We start from the raw sequence: 14,769 nt of genomic DNA, 5'->3' as shown, positions 1-14,769 counted from the left end.
TTTTTCCAATCAAGGAGAGGTGCATGACAAACGCAGAAGCCATGCCGGCAAAAAACGATTCGTACAGAAACTACACCAAGGTGGCGGAATTCTATCCCTTGAGCCTCCAATCCTTTTCCCAAAGCGAACAGATGTTCCGGCAGGAACTCGGCCGGCTCGCCCCCATCGGAGGGCCGGTGCTCGACATCGGTTCGGGGACCGGAAGAACGGTCCTGGCCATCGCCGAAACGCTGCCGGTGGTGGAGATCATCGCGGTCGAGCCCTCCACCACCATGCGGGCCGTGCTGATGCATCGGGTCATGCAGGATCGGGATCTGCGCCAACGGGTCACTATTTACAGCGACCCGATCCATGCCGTGCCGTTGCCGGAAAAGCTGGGCGCGGTCGTGGCGTACGGCGTGCTCGGCCATTTTGACCGGGATGAACGGCAGCACCTGTGGCGCCGGCTGATCCCGAAACTGGAAGCGGGCGCTCCCATGTTCGTCGAATTGCTTCCCATCGGCAAACCCATGGACTTTGAGCAGAAATTGGTGGAGGGCGAGCAGATCGGCCGCCGCAGCTACGAGGCGGTGTATTCCGGCAAGGCCGAGCAGGGCGATCTGATGCGGATTAAGGCCAGGTGGCGGATCAGCGGGGGCGGCGGCCCGCCCTGCGTGATCGAGAATACCAATTTCTGGCACACCTTCACCCTGGAGGAGCTGGCCCAGGAAACAGGGTTGAGGCTGCAACGCCTGACGCCGGAGTCCGGGATGCTCTTTTCCTGAATCCGCACGGGTCATGTTGATAGATACATCTAATTTCGAGAAGTTATGACTGAATTGTGCAGCGATAGAGAAGCAATAGCGATTATCGGCATGAGTTGCCGTTTTTCCGGCGCCGACACGCCGGAAGCTTTTTGGGCGAATCTGCGGGACGGAGTGGAATCGCTCTCGGCGTTCACTGAAGAACAACTGCGGGCAACCGGCATTCCGGAGCAGCTTTTCCGGCACCCCAACTATGTCAACAAACGGGGCACGATCGCCGATTACGACCGGTTCGATGCGGAATTCTTCGGCTACAGCGAAGAGGACGCGGTCTACATCGATCCGCAGCAGCGCCTGTTGCTGGCTTGCGCCTACGAGGCCATGGAAGATGCCGGCCAATTTGCCGACAAATCGGCGGAGACGGCCAACGGCATCACCACCGGCGTGTTCACCAGCCTGCGCACCAGCACCTATACCGGCGTGTTGGCGCCGGTGTTGATCCCCCAGGGAACGGTGAAAAGTTTGCAGGCGATCCTTGGCAACGCGGTCGACCAAGGCAGCATGCGCATCGCCTATTGCCTTGATCTGACCGGTCCCTGCATCAACGTCCAGACCGCCTGTTCCTCTTCCTTGGTGGCGGTACATCTTGCTTGCGAAAGCCTGCAAAGCGGCGAATGCGACATGACCCTGGCCGGGGCCTCGGCCTTGTTCGTGCCGCAGAACCATGGCTATCTGTACGAGGAAGGGGCGCTGCTCGCGCCGGATGGCCGCTGCCGGGCCTTCGATCTCAAGGCGGGCGGGGTGGTGCCGGGCAGCGGCGCCGGGATTGTGGTGCTCAAACGCCTGCGGGACGCCCTGACCGACCGGGACCAGATCTATGCGGTGATCCGGGGAACCGCCGTCAACAACAGCGGCGTGGCCAGGGTCGATTACCGATCACCCAGTCCGGAAGGACAGGCCGCGGTGATCGGCGAGGCCTTGGCCATGGCCGGGGTCGAGCCTCGGACGGTCTCCTACGTGGAAGCCAACGGTACCGGTACCTTCATCGGCGATTCCATCGAGATCGAATCGCTGGCCAGGGCCTTTGGCGGTCCGAGCGAAGCCCCGTACTGCGGCATCGGTTCGGTCAAGACCAATATCGGCCATCTGACCCAGGCCGCCGGCATCGCCGGGCTGATCAAGACGATCCTCGCCCTCAAGCATGGGGAATTGCCGCCCAGCCTCCACTACGAAACCCCCAATCCCCAGTTGCAGGGCACCCCGTTCTACGTGGTGGACCGCTTGCGTCCCTGGCCGAAAAGCGACGTCCACCCCAGACGGGCCGGGGTAAACGCCTTTGCCATCGGCGGCACCAACGCCCATGTCGTTTTGGAGGAAGCACCGAAACCCGAGAATCGGGAACCACCTGAAATTCCTTCGGATTCGGGTTGTCTCCTGCTGACCCTGTCGGCAAAAAGCACGGCGGCACTTGCACGACTGATCGAAAAATACCGCCATTTTTTGGCCGCGCATCCGGAGGCATTTTTTGCCGACATCTGCTGGACCAGCAACGTGGGCAGGCCGCATTATCGCCATCGTCTGGCACTGGCCGCCGCCGACAACAAGGCGCTGGCCGATGCCCTGGCCATGGCCGTGCCGTTGTCGGCGGAGGAAAACACAAGGTTAGCACAGGCTGACCATCCGACATTCTTTTTGTTTTCCGATCGCGTTGCCGGCCAAGGCTATCGGCTTTTCCATGCGGGCCATCCCGGATTCGGAGCGGTGATCGATGCCTGCCAACCCCTGTTCGCCCACCTGACGGGCCTTTCCCTCCATGCTGTTCTGGCCGGCGAATCCACAGTGCACGACGAACGCGCCCGGCACTGCCTTGCCTATGTGGTGCAGCGTGGCCTGGCCGCCCTGTGGATATCCTGGGGGGTGCGGCCGGATGCAGTTTTCGGATGCGGCATTGGCCGCTTGACGGCTTCCTGCCTGGCCGCGGGGATCGCCCCCGAACAAGGTCTGGAGCTACTGGCACTGTCGCCGGAAGAGGAACTGGGTTCCATCGATGTTCGGCAGACCGGCATTTCGTTGCTGGGGCCGGACGGCCGCACCGAGGAACCCAGGCCGGATCGGCGTTTCGACCTGCCTGGACAGGAAATGGCATTGCCCGGCGCCGAGCTTGCCGGCCTGATCCAAAAACAGGCCGTCTGTTTTGTGGAAATCGGCGCGGCTTCCTCTTGCTTTGTCCCTTGGAAAACCTCGGCGACCCGTCGAGGTCTGTGGCTGGCCGCACCCGGTTCGAGCGAGGAACCACATGACCAAACAGTTCGGGCCTTGGCCCGTTATTACGAGGCCGGTGCCAATGTCGATTGGCTGGGGTATGGCGCGGGCAGCGGCGGCCGGCGCATTTCCCTGCCCACCTATCCCTTTGCCGGGAAAACCTGTTGGTTCGGTATCCAGGACGGATCGACTTCCGCGCCACTCCCTCAAAAAATAACATGAAAGGATGCCTTGCATGGCAACGACACAAACGATGACCGCCGAGGTGGTGGTGATTGGCTCCGGTCCAGGCGGCGCGGCGGTGGCCAGGAAACTGAGCGCCGCCGGCAAACGGGTGATCATTCTTGAATGGGGAAACGATCACCCGCCAAACTCCGGACCCTGGGCCAGTCCCATCCGGTATTTCGGCGGCTTGCGTCTGCTGAAAAAGAGCGTCATGCGCACCGGTTCCGAACCGGTCATGAAAATGGTCCGGGGGTTGACCACCGGTGGCAGCACCATGATGTACGCCGGGGTTTGCGAGGAACCGCCTTGGGAAAAATTCAGAGCGCACGGCATCGATCTCGAAGATGAGGTCCGGGCCATCAAAAACGACATCGTTATCAGGCCGCTGACGGACGGACAGTTGGGCGAAAAAGCGGGTATGCTGGCCCGGTCGGCCCGGCAACTTGGTTTGCCCTGGAAAAATTGCGATCGCTTCTTCGTCGATCCCGCTAAATTCAAGCAAGGATCCCTGTTCATGGGCGATCGGACCGGCGCACGCTGGGATGCGCGTCGTTGGGTGCTCGAGGCGGTCGGCCATGGCGCCACCTTGTTGAATGCCACCCGTTGCGAAAAGGTATTGATCGAGGGCGACCGAGCCGTCGGAGTGGAAGCGGTGAGCAGGGGCAAGGAGCCTGTTCGGATTAACGCCGAGACCGTGGTTCTGGCTGCGGGTGGCATCGGCTCACCGCAGATTTTGAGGAATTCCGGTCTGGCCGAGGCCGGGCAATCGCTGTTCAACGATCCCTACGTGATTGCCTTCGGTTATGTCGATAGTCAATTGTCCGGTCAAAGCGAATCCAACCGCCAGGCGGGAGTGCTGCTCGAACGCGGCGTGACCCTGGCCGATGCGTCCGTGCCAGGCATGGTCTATATGCAGATGCTGCGGGAGCAGGGGATTCGGGGCCGGATGTTTGCCGGCAGACAGGCCCTGTCCCTGTTGGTCGAGATCGCCGACGACAGCAACGGCTCGCTGGATGCCCAGGGCACGATTCACAAGCCCTTGACCGCGGGCGATCGCAACAAACTCGAATACGGCAAGCGAGTGGCCAAGGACGTTCTGGAGAACGCCGGGGCGAAGGACATCTGGTTTTCCCGGATTTCGGCGGTGCATCCGGCCGGAACCTGCCGAATCGGCGATATTGTCGACGCCAATCTCAAGACTCGCGTCGACGATCTCTATGTGGCCGATGCCAGCGTTCTGCCCGAATCCCTGGCCGTGCCGCCGGTATTGACCATTCTTGCCCTGGGCGGACGGCTGGCCGGCCATCTTCTCCATACCCGGCGGAGTTGAGCACGATGCGGTCCAAACCTCGGGTGCTCGTCTGCGGCACCAATTACGGCCGGTTCTATCTTTCCGCTTTTGCGCGGCAACCATGCGACTTTGAGCTTGCCGGCATCCTGGCGGCGGGCAGCGCCCGGTCGCAAGCCCTGGCGAGGGAACTGGGCGTGCCCTTGTACACGAAAACCGTCCAATTGCCTGGAGATATCGACATGGCTTGCGTGGCCGTCAAGTCGACCCTTCTGGGCGGCAACGGCACCAGAATCGCCATGGAATTGCTGCAGCGGGGCATCCATGTCGTCCAGGAGCATCCGCTCCATCCCGCGGACCTGCTCGAATGCCTGCGCCTGTCGCACCGGCTGGGGACGCACTACCATGTCAACAGCCATTTTGTGCATGTCCGGGCCGTACAAACCTTCATCGACTATGTGCGGCAAAGCAGCCGTCACGAACGGCCGCTGTTCATCGACATAACCACCGCCCTGCCGTATTCCGCCCTGGATATCGTGGGCCAGGCCCTGGGCGGCCTCGATCCGTTCGTCCTGCACGACCCCTTGGGCCGGGAAATCGCACCGAACGTTGGGGCTGAAACCGGCCCGGCACCGTTCAAATGCATCGAAGGCACCTTGGCCGGCATACCGGTGTACCTGAAAATACAACACTATTTCGATCCGGACGACGCGGTGCACAACTACCTCGTCATGCACCGGATCTGCATCGGTTCGGAGAGCGGCAACGTTATTTTGCTCAGCCCTTTCGGTCCTGTGATCTGGACCCAGGGATATCCTCGATCCGGCCCGGCGGAGCAGTCTTCCCATGGACATACGCCGGATACGGTCATGGCCCGCCATTTTCACGCCGGTCACCGGGCTGGCCACGAGCCGACCACGGTGCAGTTCACGCCGGGCGACGCGCCCTCCTATGCCGACATCTTCGCCATCCACTGGCCGGAAGGCATCCATGGCGCGCTCGCCACGCTCCGGCACGCGGTCGAATCCGGTGAAATCCCCATGTTTCAGAGTGAGTCGTATTTGGTGGCGCTGGCTCATCTGTGGGTCGCGGCGATGCGTCAGTGCGGCAAACCTCGGCATGTCCGCCGGAAAGAGACGATCCGTGCCGTGCCCGACCCGATCCTCTATCGGGAATACCGCTTTTTTTTGGACAAATCCAACCGCACGGAGACCTGGATATGCGATTGAACAACGCCTCTCACACTTCTTGGATTTTTCCCCAACCCCTTGGCTCGGAGCCTGATTTCAGGTTGTTTTGTTTTCCTTATGCGGGCGGGGGTGCGTCGATATTCCGCCAATGGCAGGAACATTTGCCCGTTGGCGTGCAAGTCTGCGGCGTGCAACTGCCGGGACGGGAAAACAGGATCACCGAGGCGCCCCACACCGATCTCCGGCTGTTGGTGGAGCAGATGTTTGCAGGCTTGCTGCCTTTTCTGAACAAACCCTTTGCTTTTTTCGGCCACAGCCTGGGCGCGAAACTCGCCTTTGAACTGGCCCGTTTGCTGCGCAAGAAGCATCAACCGCAGCCTCGGCATCTTTTTGTCGCCGGCAGCCGGGCGCCGCATTTGCGGGAACCGCGTCCGCTCCATCAATTGCCGGAACATGTTTTCATTGAGGAATTACGCCGCTACGAGGCCACCCCTGAAGTGTTGCTTGCAAACAAGGAACTCATGGCCTTCTATCTGCCGCTCTTGCGAGCGGATTTTACCGTGGACGAAACCTACGTGTATGCCGAGGAAGCACCGTTGCCATGTCCGCTCACGGTGTACGGCGGTTTGGCGGACAAGGAGGTGGCGCAAGAGGAACTTGAGGCCTGGCAGCGGCACAGCACCGGAATTTTTTGCTGCCGCATGTTTGCGGGTAACCATTTTTTCATCAAAAGTGCCCAGGACTTGGTGCTCGTCGAGTTGCTTCGCGATATCTCCGGTTTGCTGCGTCAGCCGGAAAGCGGCCGGTTACATGCCGCTGTCGCCGGTCAAACACCGGCGTATGCCGATCTTTCATCCGAACGTTTCGGTGGAAATTCATTTCCACCGTCTTGAACGACGGCTGTTGCTGTCGCCCGAAGCAGGGGAGGTGCACGACAAGGCCATTTACCTCTATTTATTTGATTGCGATCAGGGCCACTGCCTGCCGCCGCACGCTTATTCCGGGCTCACGGCGGATGAATGGCAGCGGGCCGCACGATTTCGTTTTGACCGGGACCGGCACCGTTTCATTCTGGTTCGCAGCGTGCTGCGATGCCTATTGGCGCGTTGCCTGGGCATCGCGCCCGGCGAGGTGCGGCTGACTTGCAATGCCTGGGGCAAGCCCTTGTTGTGCGGGATGAAAGACGGCGAAGGCCTGGCGTTTAACGTTTCGCACACCCAAAGGTTGGCCTGTATCGCGCTGGTCCTGGGGTGTCGAATCGGGGTCGATGTGGAGCGGATTCGCCCTGTTTGCGAATATGCGGAAATTGCGCAGTCGTTTTTCACTGCCAGGGAATTTGACGCCCTTAAAGCGTGCGACGCCGCCGAACAACAGGCATTCTTTTTTTCCCTTTGGAGTAGGAAAGAGGCCTTTTTAAAGGCTGCGGGCCAAGGTTTGAGCCGTGCGCTCGCTTCGTTCGATTTGCCGCCGGTGGTTGCATTGCCTCCACTTGGCGCGCATCAAGCCGTGCATGTGCATGCTGCGCCCTTATCGAGGCCGATGTTGGTCTCCTTTACTCCGGAACCGGGAGTTGCCGGCGCCTTGGTCGCCATTAGGACACGCGCTTGAGTTTTCCTTGGTTTTTCCGTGTAACTCATGAATCTTGTTGATCTTTATCTTGATGGTCGAGCGCTTGCGGCAACCTGCCGAACAAATCGGTCAGGCTGTGCAGCCAGGCCGCGACTTCGGCGTTGATGTAGTGGCCGGCGCATCGCCACTGCCAATTGCCGGCCAAAACGCCGGGGACGTTCAGGCGGCAGTCGTTGCCAAAGCCGAGCACATCCTGCATCGGCAAAATCGCGAGGTTGGACGGCGCGGACAGGGCTAGGTGGATCAGCTCCTGATGGAAGGAGCCGGCATGGTCGTCGGGCCGGTTGACGAACCGCTTGGCCCGTTGTTTGCTTTCCCAGGCGACTTCGGGGTTGAGAAACCAGCCGACCGCGGTGTCGTTGTCGTGCGTTCCGGTGTAGACCACACTGTTTTTTTCCATGTTGTAGGGAAGATACGAGTTCCGGGGATTGCCGTCGAAGGCAAAAAGCAGGATGTTCATTCCCGGATAGCCGAGGTTGTCCCGCAGCAATGCCACATCCGGGGTGATCAGGCCGAGATCCTCGGCAATGATGGACATCCCCCCCAACCGTCGATCCATTTCCTCGAAAAATGGCTGGCCCGGTCCCGGCAACCAGCGACCGTTGATGGCGGTTTCTTCCGTTGCAGCGACCGCCCAATAGGCTGAAAATCCACGAAAATGGTCGATCCGAAGCGTGTCGGCCAGCAGGAAATTCAGCCGCAGGCGTTGTTCCCACCAATCCCAGAGTTGTGCACGGGTTTTCGTTTCGTCGGCGGCCCAGCGATAGAGGGGATTGCCCCAGCGCTGTCCGGTGGCGCTGAAGTAATCGGGCGGCACTCCGGCCACATCGGTGGGGGTGCCGCTGTCGTCGAGCTGGAAAATCCCCTGATTGGCCCAGACGTCGGAGCTGTCCAATGCCACATAGATGGGCAGGTCGCCAACGAGGCGAATGCCTTGTATCTGCGCATAATTTCGCAATTCAATCCATTGATCGAAAAAAAGATGCTGCTGGAACACCACGGCGTCGACCTGGTCCTGCAGGGCGCGTTGGGCCTGGGCTAGAGCCTCGGGCCGGCGTTGACGAATGTCTTCCGGCCATTCGTACCATGGTTTGTCGCGATAACGCTGTTTGAGGGCCACAAACAGGGCATAATCGATGCACCAGGGATGGCCGTGGATAAACTTTTGCAGCAAGTCGGCCCGGTCGGAACGGCACTGAAACCGCTGCCACGCCAGGGTCAGCAGCTTGTGTTTGTGTTGGGCGGCCCGGCCGTAGTCGACGCAGTATTCGGAAAACTCCGGCGGTTCGGTCTCGTCCGGCCGGAGCAGATCCTGGACTACCAGCAATTCTGGACTGATCAATAACGGAGAGCCGGCAAAGGCCGAAGGACTCATGTAAGGGGAATTGCCGAACAGCGGGTTGACCGGACCGATGGGCAGGATCTGCCAGCAGCTTTGTCCGCCCGCCTTGAGAAAATCGACAAATTGCAGGGCGGATGGGCCCAGATCGCCGATGCCGTGCGGGCCCGGCAGGGAGAAAATCGGCAGCAAAATTCCGCTTGACCTTTGCCGGAGAATGTTTACGAATGTTCTATTGTTCTTCATATTTTTATTTTCCGTCCGAGGAAACAAAGGGCTTGGGCGTGAGTGCCCATTCGATGAAAAGGTTCGCGTCTCTGCTTTTTTTCGCATGCGGGGTACTCTCCGGTTGCTTTTTTCTTGCAAGAGAGTATTCTATAAAATTCTTTTTGTCTTTAAAACCTTTGTGTCCACGCACAAATCGATAGGAGAAGGCGGTGCTCTCTGGTATAAAAAATGACCTTCTTGAGGCCGGAAAAGACGAAGGTTGTATTACCTTTCAACATCTCAACGAACTCCTCCCCGAACAGATAAAAGACCCTGGGGCCATCGAGGAACTTTTCGATTTTCTGGGCGAAAACAATATCGAGATTGTCACCCAGGAAGAATCGGGCAAGCGCAAGACCCTTTCCGGCGAAGAATGGACCGGGAAAAAGTGCGGCGAAGACGAAGCTGTTTCCGACAGCCTGCCTGACAGCGAAGAGCACGAATCCGAGGAAACCACCACCACCTACTTGCGGGAGATGGGGCAGTTCGACCTGCTGACCCCGGAAGAGGAAGCCAAGTATTCCAAGACGATCCGGGAGGGATTCGATGCCATCATCGATGCCATCCGCCAGGATCAATCCGGCGTGTCCGAAATCAAGATGCTAGTCGACCGCATCGACCTCTGGCAGCGCCGCGACCCGACCCTCAAGCCGAAAAAGCAGCAGCTCAATTATATGCGGCACTGCGTCAGCATTGCCAACCGGAATTATCCGGAAAGACGCGAGCTGTTCGAATTGAACACCAAAATCGAAGCCTACAACCGTTCGATCGAATTTGCCAAGGATTCGATGATCCGGGCCAACCTGCGCCTGGTGGTGTCCATTGCCAAACGCTACATGCACCAGGGCCTGACCCTGGCCGACCTGATCCAGGAAGGCAATCTCGGCTTGATGCGGGCCGTTTTTCGTTTTGACTACAAAAAAGGCAATAAATTTTCCACCTATGCCTCCTGGTGGATCCGCCAGGCCATCACCCGGGCCATCCTCGACAAGACCCGCACCATCCGGTTGCCGGTGCATTTCCTGGAGCTGCGGAGCCAGTTTTTCAAGGCCTTCTACTCGCTGCTCAAGGAACTGGGCCGCGAACCGACCCCGGTGGAAATCTCCAAGATGACCGACTTGCCCATGGACAAGATTTTGGCCATCCTGGAAGCCTCGCGCGAACCCATTTCCCTGGAAACCCCGGTCGGCGACGACGACTCGACCCTGGGCGATTTCCTTGAGAACCAGGAATCCGAGTCGCCCTACGACGCGGTGCAGAACAGGGAGCTGGCCCATCGGGTGACCGAGGTGCTGTCGACCCTGACCGACCGCGAGGAAAAGATCATCCGCCTGCGGTTCGGTATCGGCGAAAAGGCGGAATACACCCTTGAGGAAATTGGCAAACGGTTCAATGTTTCCCGCGAGCGCATCCGACAGATCGAAAAGAAGGCGCTCAACAGGCTGCGGCATTCCAGCCGCCGGGAAAAGCTCCGTTTCTTCCTCGATTAGTTTTTTTACCGGTTTTGATCAAGACAAGCCCCTTTTCAAGGGGCTTCTTTTTTTGTTTTCGAGGTTGGCACGTTATGGATGCGTATATCGAACAGGCAGGTTTGGGGAACATTCTGGAAAAAGTCAAGGGAGGGGAACGGTTGTCCCTTGCCGACGGTGCCACTCTGTACCGGCATCCCAATATCCTCGCCCTGGGCTATCTGGCCAACATCGTCCGGGAGCGAAAAAACGGCAACCAGGCCTTTTTCATCTACAATCAACACGTCAACTATTCGAACATCTGCATCAATCTGTGCAAGTTCTGCGCGTTTGGCAAGGAAAAGGGCCATGCCCTGGCCTATGAAATGACCCTGGAGGAGGTCAAGGACAAGGTCAGGCAGCGGCTCGACGAGCCGATCAGCGAGGTGCACATAGTCGGAGGTCTCCATCCCGAGCTGCCTTTTTCCTATTATATAGATATGTTGCGCGGCATCAAGGAGGTGCGGCCCGAGGTGCACATCCAGGCCTTCACCTGCGTTGAGATCCACCATCTGGCCCAGATGGCGGGCTTGTCGGTGGAACAGACCCTGCGCCAATTGATCGATGCCGGCCTCGGTTCGATGCCCGGCGGTGGGGCCGAGGTGTTCAGTCCGCGCATTCGCCAGGCGACCTGCGAGAAAAAATTGTCCGGCGAAGGCTGGATCGAGGTGGCGAAAACCGCGCATCGAGTGGGATTGAAAACCAACGCCACCATGCTCTACGGCCACATCGAAACCATCGAGGAGCGGCTTGAGCATTTCGATGCCCTGCGACGCGCCCAGGACGAGACCGACGGTTTTCTGGCCTTCATCCCCCTGGCCTTTCATCCCAAGAATACCGCCATGGCCGAGCACGCCAACACCACCGGGATCAACGACCTCAAGAATATCGCGGTCAGCCGGCTGATGCTCGACAATTTCCCCCACATCAAGGCCTACTGGGTGATGATCGGCCCCAAAATGGCCCAGGTGGCCCTGGCCTTTGGCGCCGACGACATGGACGGCACGGTCAAGGAGGAGGTGATCACGCACATGGCCGGCGCGGAAACCGAACAGGCGCTCGGCCACAAGACGTTGATCCGGTTGATCCAGGAAGCGGGCCGGCAGCCGGTGCAACGCGACACCCTCTACAATGTCCTGGCTACCTATTGAGCGGTATGTTGCAGACGACGATTGCGAAAATTGAGTCCGGCCAGCGGATCGACGGCGAGGAATTTTTGTGCCTGGCGCAACAGGCCAGCCTCCATCAACTGGGCTTCCTGGCCCATGCCGTCCGCATGCGGCTGCATCCGGAGCCGTTGGTCACCTATGTGATCGACCGCAACATCAACTATACCGATGTCTGCATGTCCGCCTGCAAGTTCTGCGCGTTTTTCAAGGCACCGGAAGAGGGGAACGGCGGGGTGCTGACCCAGGCGGAACTGGCGCAGAAAATCGCCGAAACCCAGGCCCTGGGCGGCACCCAGATTCTGCTGCAAGGCGGCCTGCATCCGGATTTGTCCCTGGAGTTTTACGAGGACATGCTCCGGTTCATGAAGGCCACCGGCATCCATATTCATGGATTCTCTCCGCCGGAAATCGTGCATTTTTCCAAGATATCCGGCTGTTCGGTGACCACGGTGATCAAGCGGCTGATGGCCGCCGGGCTCGATTCCATTCCCGGAGGCGGCGCCGAAATCCTCAGCAACCGGGTGCGGCGGGAACTGGCACCGAACAAGTGCGATGCGGATCAATGGATCGAGGTGATGGCCACTGCCCACGGTCTCGGCCTGCGCACCACGGCCACCATGATGTTCGGCCATATCGAGACCCTGGCGGAGCGGCTTGAGCATTTGCAGCGGGTGCGCGACCTCCAGGATCGGACCGGCGGTTTCACCGCCTTCATTCCCTGGTCGTTCCAACCCGACCATACCCCCTTGGCCGCCGCCCGCGCCATCGACAAGACCACGGCGATCAGCTATCTGCGGATGCTGGCCCTAAGCCGGATTTTCCTGGACAATGTCCCGAACATCCAGGCCTCCTGGGTGACCCAGGGACCGAAAATCGCCCAACTCTCGCTCTTTTTCGGCGCCAACGACTTCGGCTCCACCATGATCGAGGAAAACGTGGTGGCCGCGGCCGGAGTCCGCTTCCGGCTGTCGGAAGAGGAAATCAGGCGCTTGGTGACCGATGCCGGTTTCACCCCCAGGCAGCGGTTGATGGACTACACTCTGGTGTGATGGCCCCCGACTTGATCCGCATTCACAGCGCCGCCTGGGTCGTGCCGGTCGAAGGCGCCCCCATCGAGAACGGCGCGGTCGCCGTGAAGAACGGCATCCTGCTCGCGGTCGGTGAAACCGCGCGGCTTGGCCGGCAATATCCCGGGGCAACGGTGAGCGAGCACCGACGCATGGCCCTGACCCCGGCCTTGATCAATGCCCACATTCACCTGGAACTTTCGCATCTGGCCGCCTTGGCCGCCTCGCCCCTCGACACCACCTTCACCGGTTGGATCAACCGGCTGTTGCAGCTCCGCGACCGCCTCGGCGCAACCGGAGAGCTGGCCGAACAGGCGGCCCGTTGCGTTGCCGAAAACCAGTATCGCAGTGGTACCGGCGTGCTGGCCGATATCGGCAACACCGCCATCGGCCGCTCGCTGGCCGCCTTCTTTCCCGGCCGGTTGCTGCCCTTTGTGGAGTATCTCGGCCTGGCCGAACGCGGCCTGGCCAAAAACATGCAACGGCTTGATGGGGAAGACGATGCCACGCTCTGCTCCGGCCACGCCCCGTACTCCACCCATCCCCGCCTGCTACGCCGGCTGAAGGAGCGGGCCAGGGCGTTGGGACAGGTTTTTCCCATCCACACCGCCGAACCTGCGGCCGAAGGCGAAATGATCCGGGAGGGCAGGGGAGAGATGGTGGAATTCATTCGCCAGCGCGGTTTTTGGGACGGCTCCTTCGTCCCCCGCGGCAGTGGCGGCACGATCCACTATTTCCGCGATCTCGGCCTGCTCGACAGCCGCACCCTGTGCATTCACGCCATTCATGTGGCCGACGAGGAAGTCCGGATCATGGCCGGGGAGGGCGTCAAGGTTTGCCTTTGTCCCGGCAGCAATCAATTTCTGCGCACCGGCACGCCACCGGTGCGCACCTACCTCGATCATGGTATGTTGCCGGCTTTGGGCACCGACAGCGCGGCCAGCAATCCGCGGCTTTCCCTGTGGCGGGAAATGCGGCTGCTGGCCATGGCGCATCCCGCGGTGCAGGCGGCGGAGATCTTCCGCATGGCCACCCTCGGCGGAGCCCAGGCCCTGGGTATGGACCGCCACCTGGGGACCTTGGCTGCCGGCAAAAAGGCGGATCTGCTGGCCGTGCCGCTGCCCGAGGATGTGGAGAGCGAGGAGCAGCTCTATCGTTATTTGGTGGAAAACGGCGAACAGGCCGAGTTAGACCGGATTTTGCAGTGAGGCACGACCGATGGCACGCATAGGCATGGTGAACTATATCAATGTTGCCCCTATCTACGAGATATGGAAGGAACAAATTCTGCCCGACGACTGGCAGGTGGTCGAGGGGCAGCCGAGCCAACTGAACATTTTGCTGGCCGAGGACCGGATCGACATGGGTTTTGTCTCTTCCTACGCCTATGCCGCCCGGCCCGAGCGCTACCAGATCCTGGCCGACCTGTCGATCAGCGCCACCGGCCCGGTGGGCTCGGTTTTCCTCTTTTCCCAGGCCGAACCCGAGACTTTGGACGGCAAGCTGATCCGCCTGACCGGTCAATCCGACACCTCGGTCCGGCTGGTCAAGATCATTCTGGAGGAATTCTACCGGGTCAAGCCGCGCTACGAGATCGGCGAGGTCTGCGGCGAAGGCGTGCGGCTTGACGGTGTCAGCGCGGTGCTGGCCATCGGCGACGATGCCCTGCGGCTCCGGACCGAGGGGCCATATCCGGTGCAGCTCGACCTGGGCGAGGTGTGGCACGAGAGAACCGGCCTGCCCTTTGTGTTTTCGGTGTGCGCGGTGCGCGAGGCGTTTTTGGCCGAACAGCCGGAAAACGCCAGGGCCATCCGCAAGATGCTGGTCGAATGCCGACAGCAGGGCGCGGTGCGGATGGCCGAGATCTGCGACCGGGTCGCACGCCGCATTCCCATGGATTGCGAGACCTGTTCGGCCTATCTCATGGGCATCCAGCACGATCTTTCACCGGTGAAGTGCCAGGCCCTGGAGCGTTTCTTCCAATATCTGATCGACCGTGGCGAGGCGCCGCCCTCGGCCCTGCCCCTGAAGATATTCCAATAAACCGGTCGTGCCCCCCGGCCGGAGTATGCCAACGACGCG

General features: G+C 60.2%; 12 protein-coding genes. 11 read left to right on the top strand and 1 reads right to left on the bottom strand.

The window, feature by feature from the left end; all coding sequences use genetic code 11:
- Positions 1-23: 23 nt before the first annotated feature.
- The 6 genes from RMR13_RS01495 to RMR13_RS01470 are packed head-to-tail and all read left to right on the top strand — an operon-like array spanning position 24 to position 7,316.
- The gene (locus tag RMR13_RS01495; protein ID WP_310598875.1) at positions 24-764 is read left to right on the top strand and encodes a methyltransferase domain-containing protein; all 741 of its coding nucleotides are present in this window, start codon (positions 24-26) and stop codon (positions 762-764) included.
- A 45-nt stretch (positions 765-809) separates the two neighbouring features.
- Positions 810-3,227, top strand: a complete 2,418-nt coding sequence (locus RMR13_RS01490; protein ID WP_310598874.1) for a type I polyketide synthase — start codon at positions 810-812, stop codon at positions 3,225-3,227.
- A 13-nt stretch (positions 3,228-3,240) separates the two neighbouring features.
- Positions 3,241-4,560: a GMC family oxidoreductase gene (locus RMR13_RS01485; RefSeq protein ID WP_310598873.1), complete on the top strand. Its 1,320-nt coding sequence runs from the start codon at positions 3,241-3,243 to the stop codon at positions 4,558-4,560.
- A gap of 5 nt (positions 4,561-4,565) precedes the next feature.
- Positions 4,566-5,747 (top strand): Gfo/Idh/MocA family oxidoreductase, encoded by a 1,182-nt coding sequence (locus tag RMR13_RS01480; RefSeq protein WP_310598872.1) that lies wholly within the window; start codon positions 4,566-4,568, stop codon positions 5,745-5,747.
- On the top strand, positions 5,738-6,601 hold the full coding sequence (locus RMR13_RS01475; protein WP_310598895.1) for an alpha/beta fold hydrolase: 864 nt from the start codon (positions 5,738-5,740) through the stop codon (positions 6,599-6,601). The genes RMR13_RS01480 and RMR13_RS01475 overlap by 10 nt, the downstream gene beginning before the upstream one ends.
- Positions 6,549-7,316: a 4'-phosphopantetheinyl transferase superfamily protein gene (locus tag RMR13_RS01470; protein ID WP_310598871.1), complete on the top strand. Its 768-nt coding sequence runs from the start codon at positions 6,549-6,551 to the stop codon at positions 7,314-7,316. Before RMR13_RS01475 ends, RMR13_RS01470 begins: the two co-directional genes overlap by 53 nt.
- 25 nt (positions 7,317-7,341) lie before the next feature.
- On the opposite strand, the gene malQ is transcribed toward RMR13_RS01470, so the two are convergent.
- Complete coding sequence (malQ, locus tag RMR13_RS01465) at positions 7,342-8,922, bottom strand: 4-alpha-glucanotransferase (protein WP_310598870.1); 1,581 nt, start codon at positions 8,920-8,922, stop codon at positions 7,342-7,344.
- Between the two features lie 191 nt (positions 8,923-9,113).
- Between malQ and RMR13_RS01460 the strand changes: the two genes are divergently transcribed.
- From RMR13_RS01460 to RMR13_RS01440, 5 genes are all read left to right on the top strand, one after another.
- Entirely contained in the window at positions 9,114-10,433 is a 1,320-nt protein-coding gene (locus RMR13_RS01460; RefSeq protein WP_310598869.1) for a sigma-70 family RNA polymerase sigma factor, read from the top strand.
- Between the two features lie 74 nt (positions 10,434-10,507).
- On the top strand, positions 10,508-11,602 hold the full coding sequence (gene mqnE, locus RMR13_RS01455) for an aminofutalosine synthase MqnE (protein WP_310598868.1): 1,095 nt from the start codon (positions 10,508-10,510) through the stop codon (positions 11,600-11,602).
- Between the two features lie 5 nt (positions 11,603-11,607).
- The gene (gene mqnC, locus RMR13_RS01450) at positions 11,608-12,669 is read left to right on the top strand and encodes a cyclic dehypoxanthinyl futalosine synthase (RefSeq protein ID WP_310598867.1); all 1,062 of its coding nucleotides are present in this window, start codon (positions 11,608-11,610) and stop codon (positions 12,667-12,669) included.
- The gene (locus tag RMR13_RS01445) at positions 12,669-13,895 is read left to right on the top strand and encodes an amidohydrolase family protein (protein ID WP_310598866.1); all 1,227 of its coding nucleotides are present in this window, start codon (positions 12,669-12,671) and stop codon (positions 13,893-13,895) included. Before mqnC ends, RMR13_RS01445 begins: the two co-directional genes overlap by 1 nt.
- Before the next feature lie 10 nt (positions 13,896-13,905).
- Positions 13,906-14,730 carry a menaquinone biosynthesis protein gene (locus RMR13_RS01440; protein ID WP_310598865.1) on the top strand — a complete coding sequence of 275 codons (825 nt, stop codon included), beginning with the start codon at positions 13,906-13,908 and terminating at the stop codon, positions 14,728-14,730.
- The last annotated feature ends 39 nt before the right edge of the window (positions 14,731-14,769 follow it).

This window comes from Desulfobulbus sp. (genome assembly GCF_031547805.1).
Taxonomy (GTDB): Bacteria; Desulfobacterota; Desulfobulbia; order Desulfobulbales; family Desulfobulbaceae; genus Desulfobulbus.
Note: the sequence above shows the minus strand (reverse complement) of the source record. Positions and strands in the feature narration are given on the sequence as shown.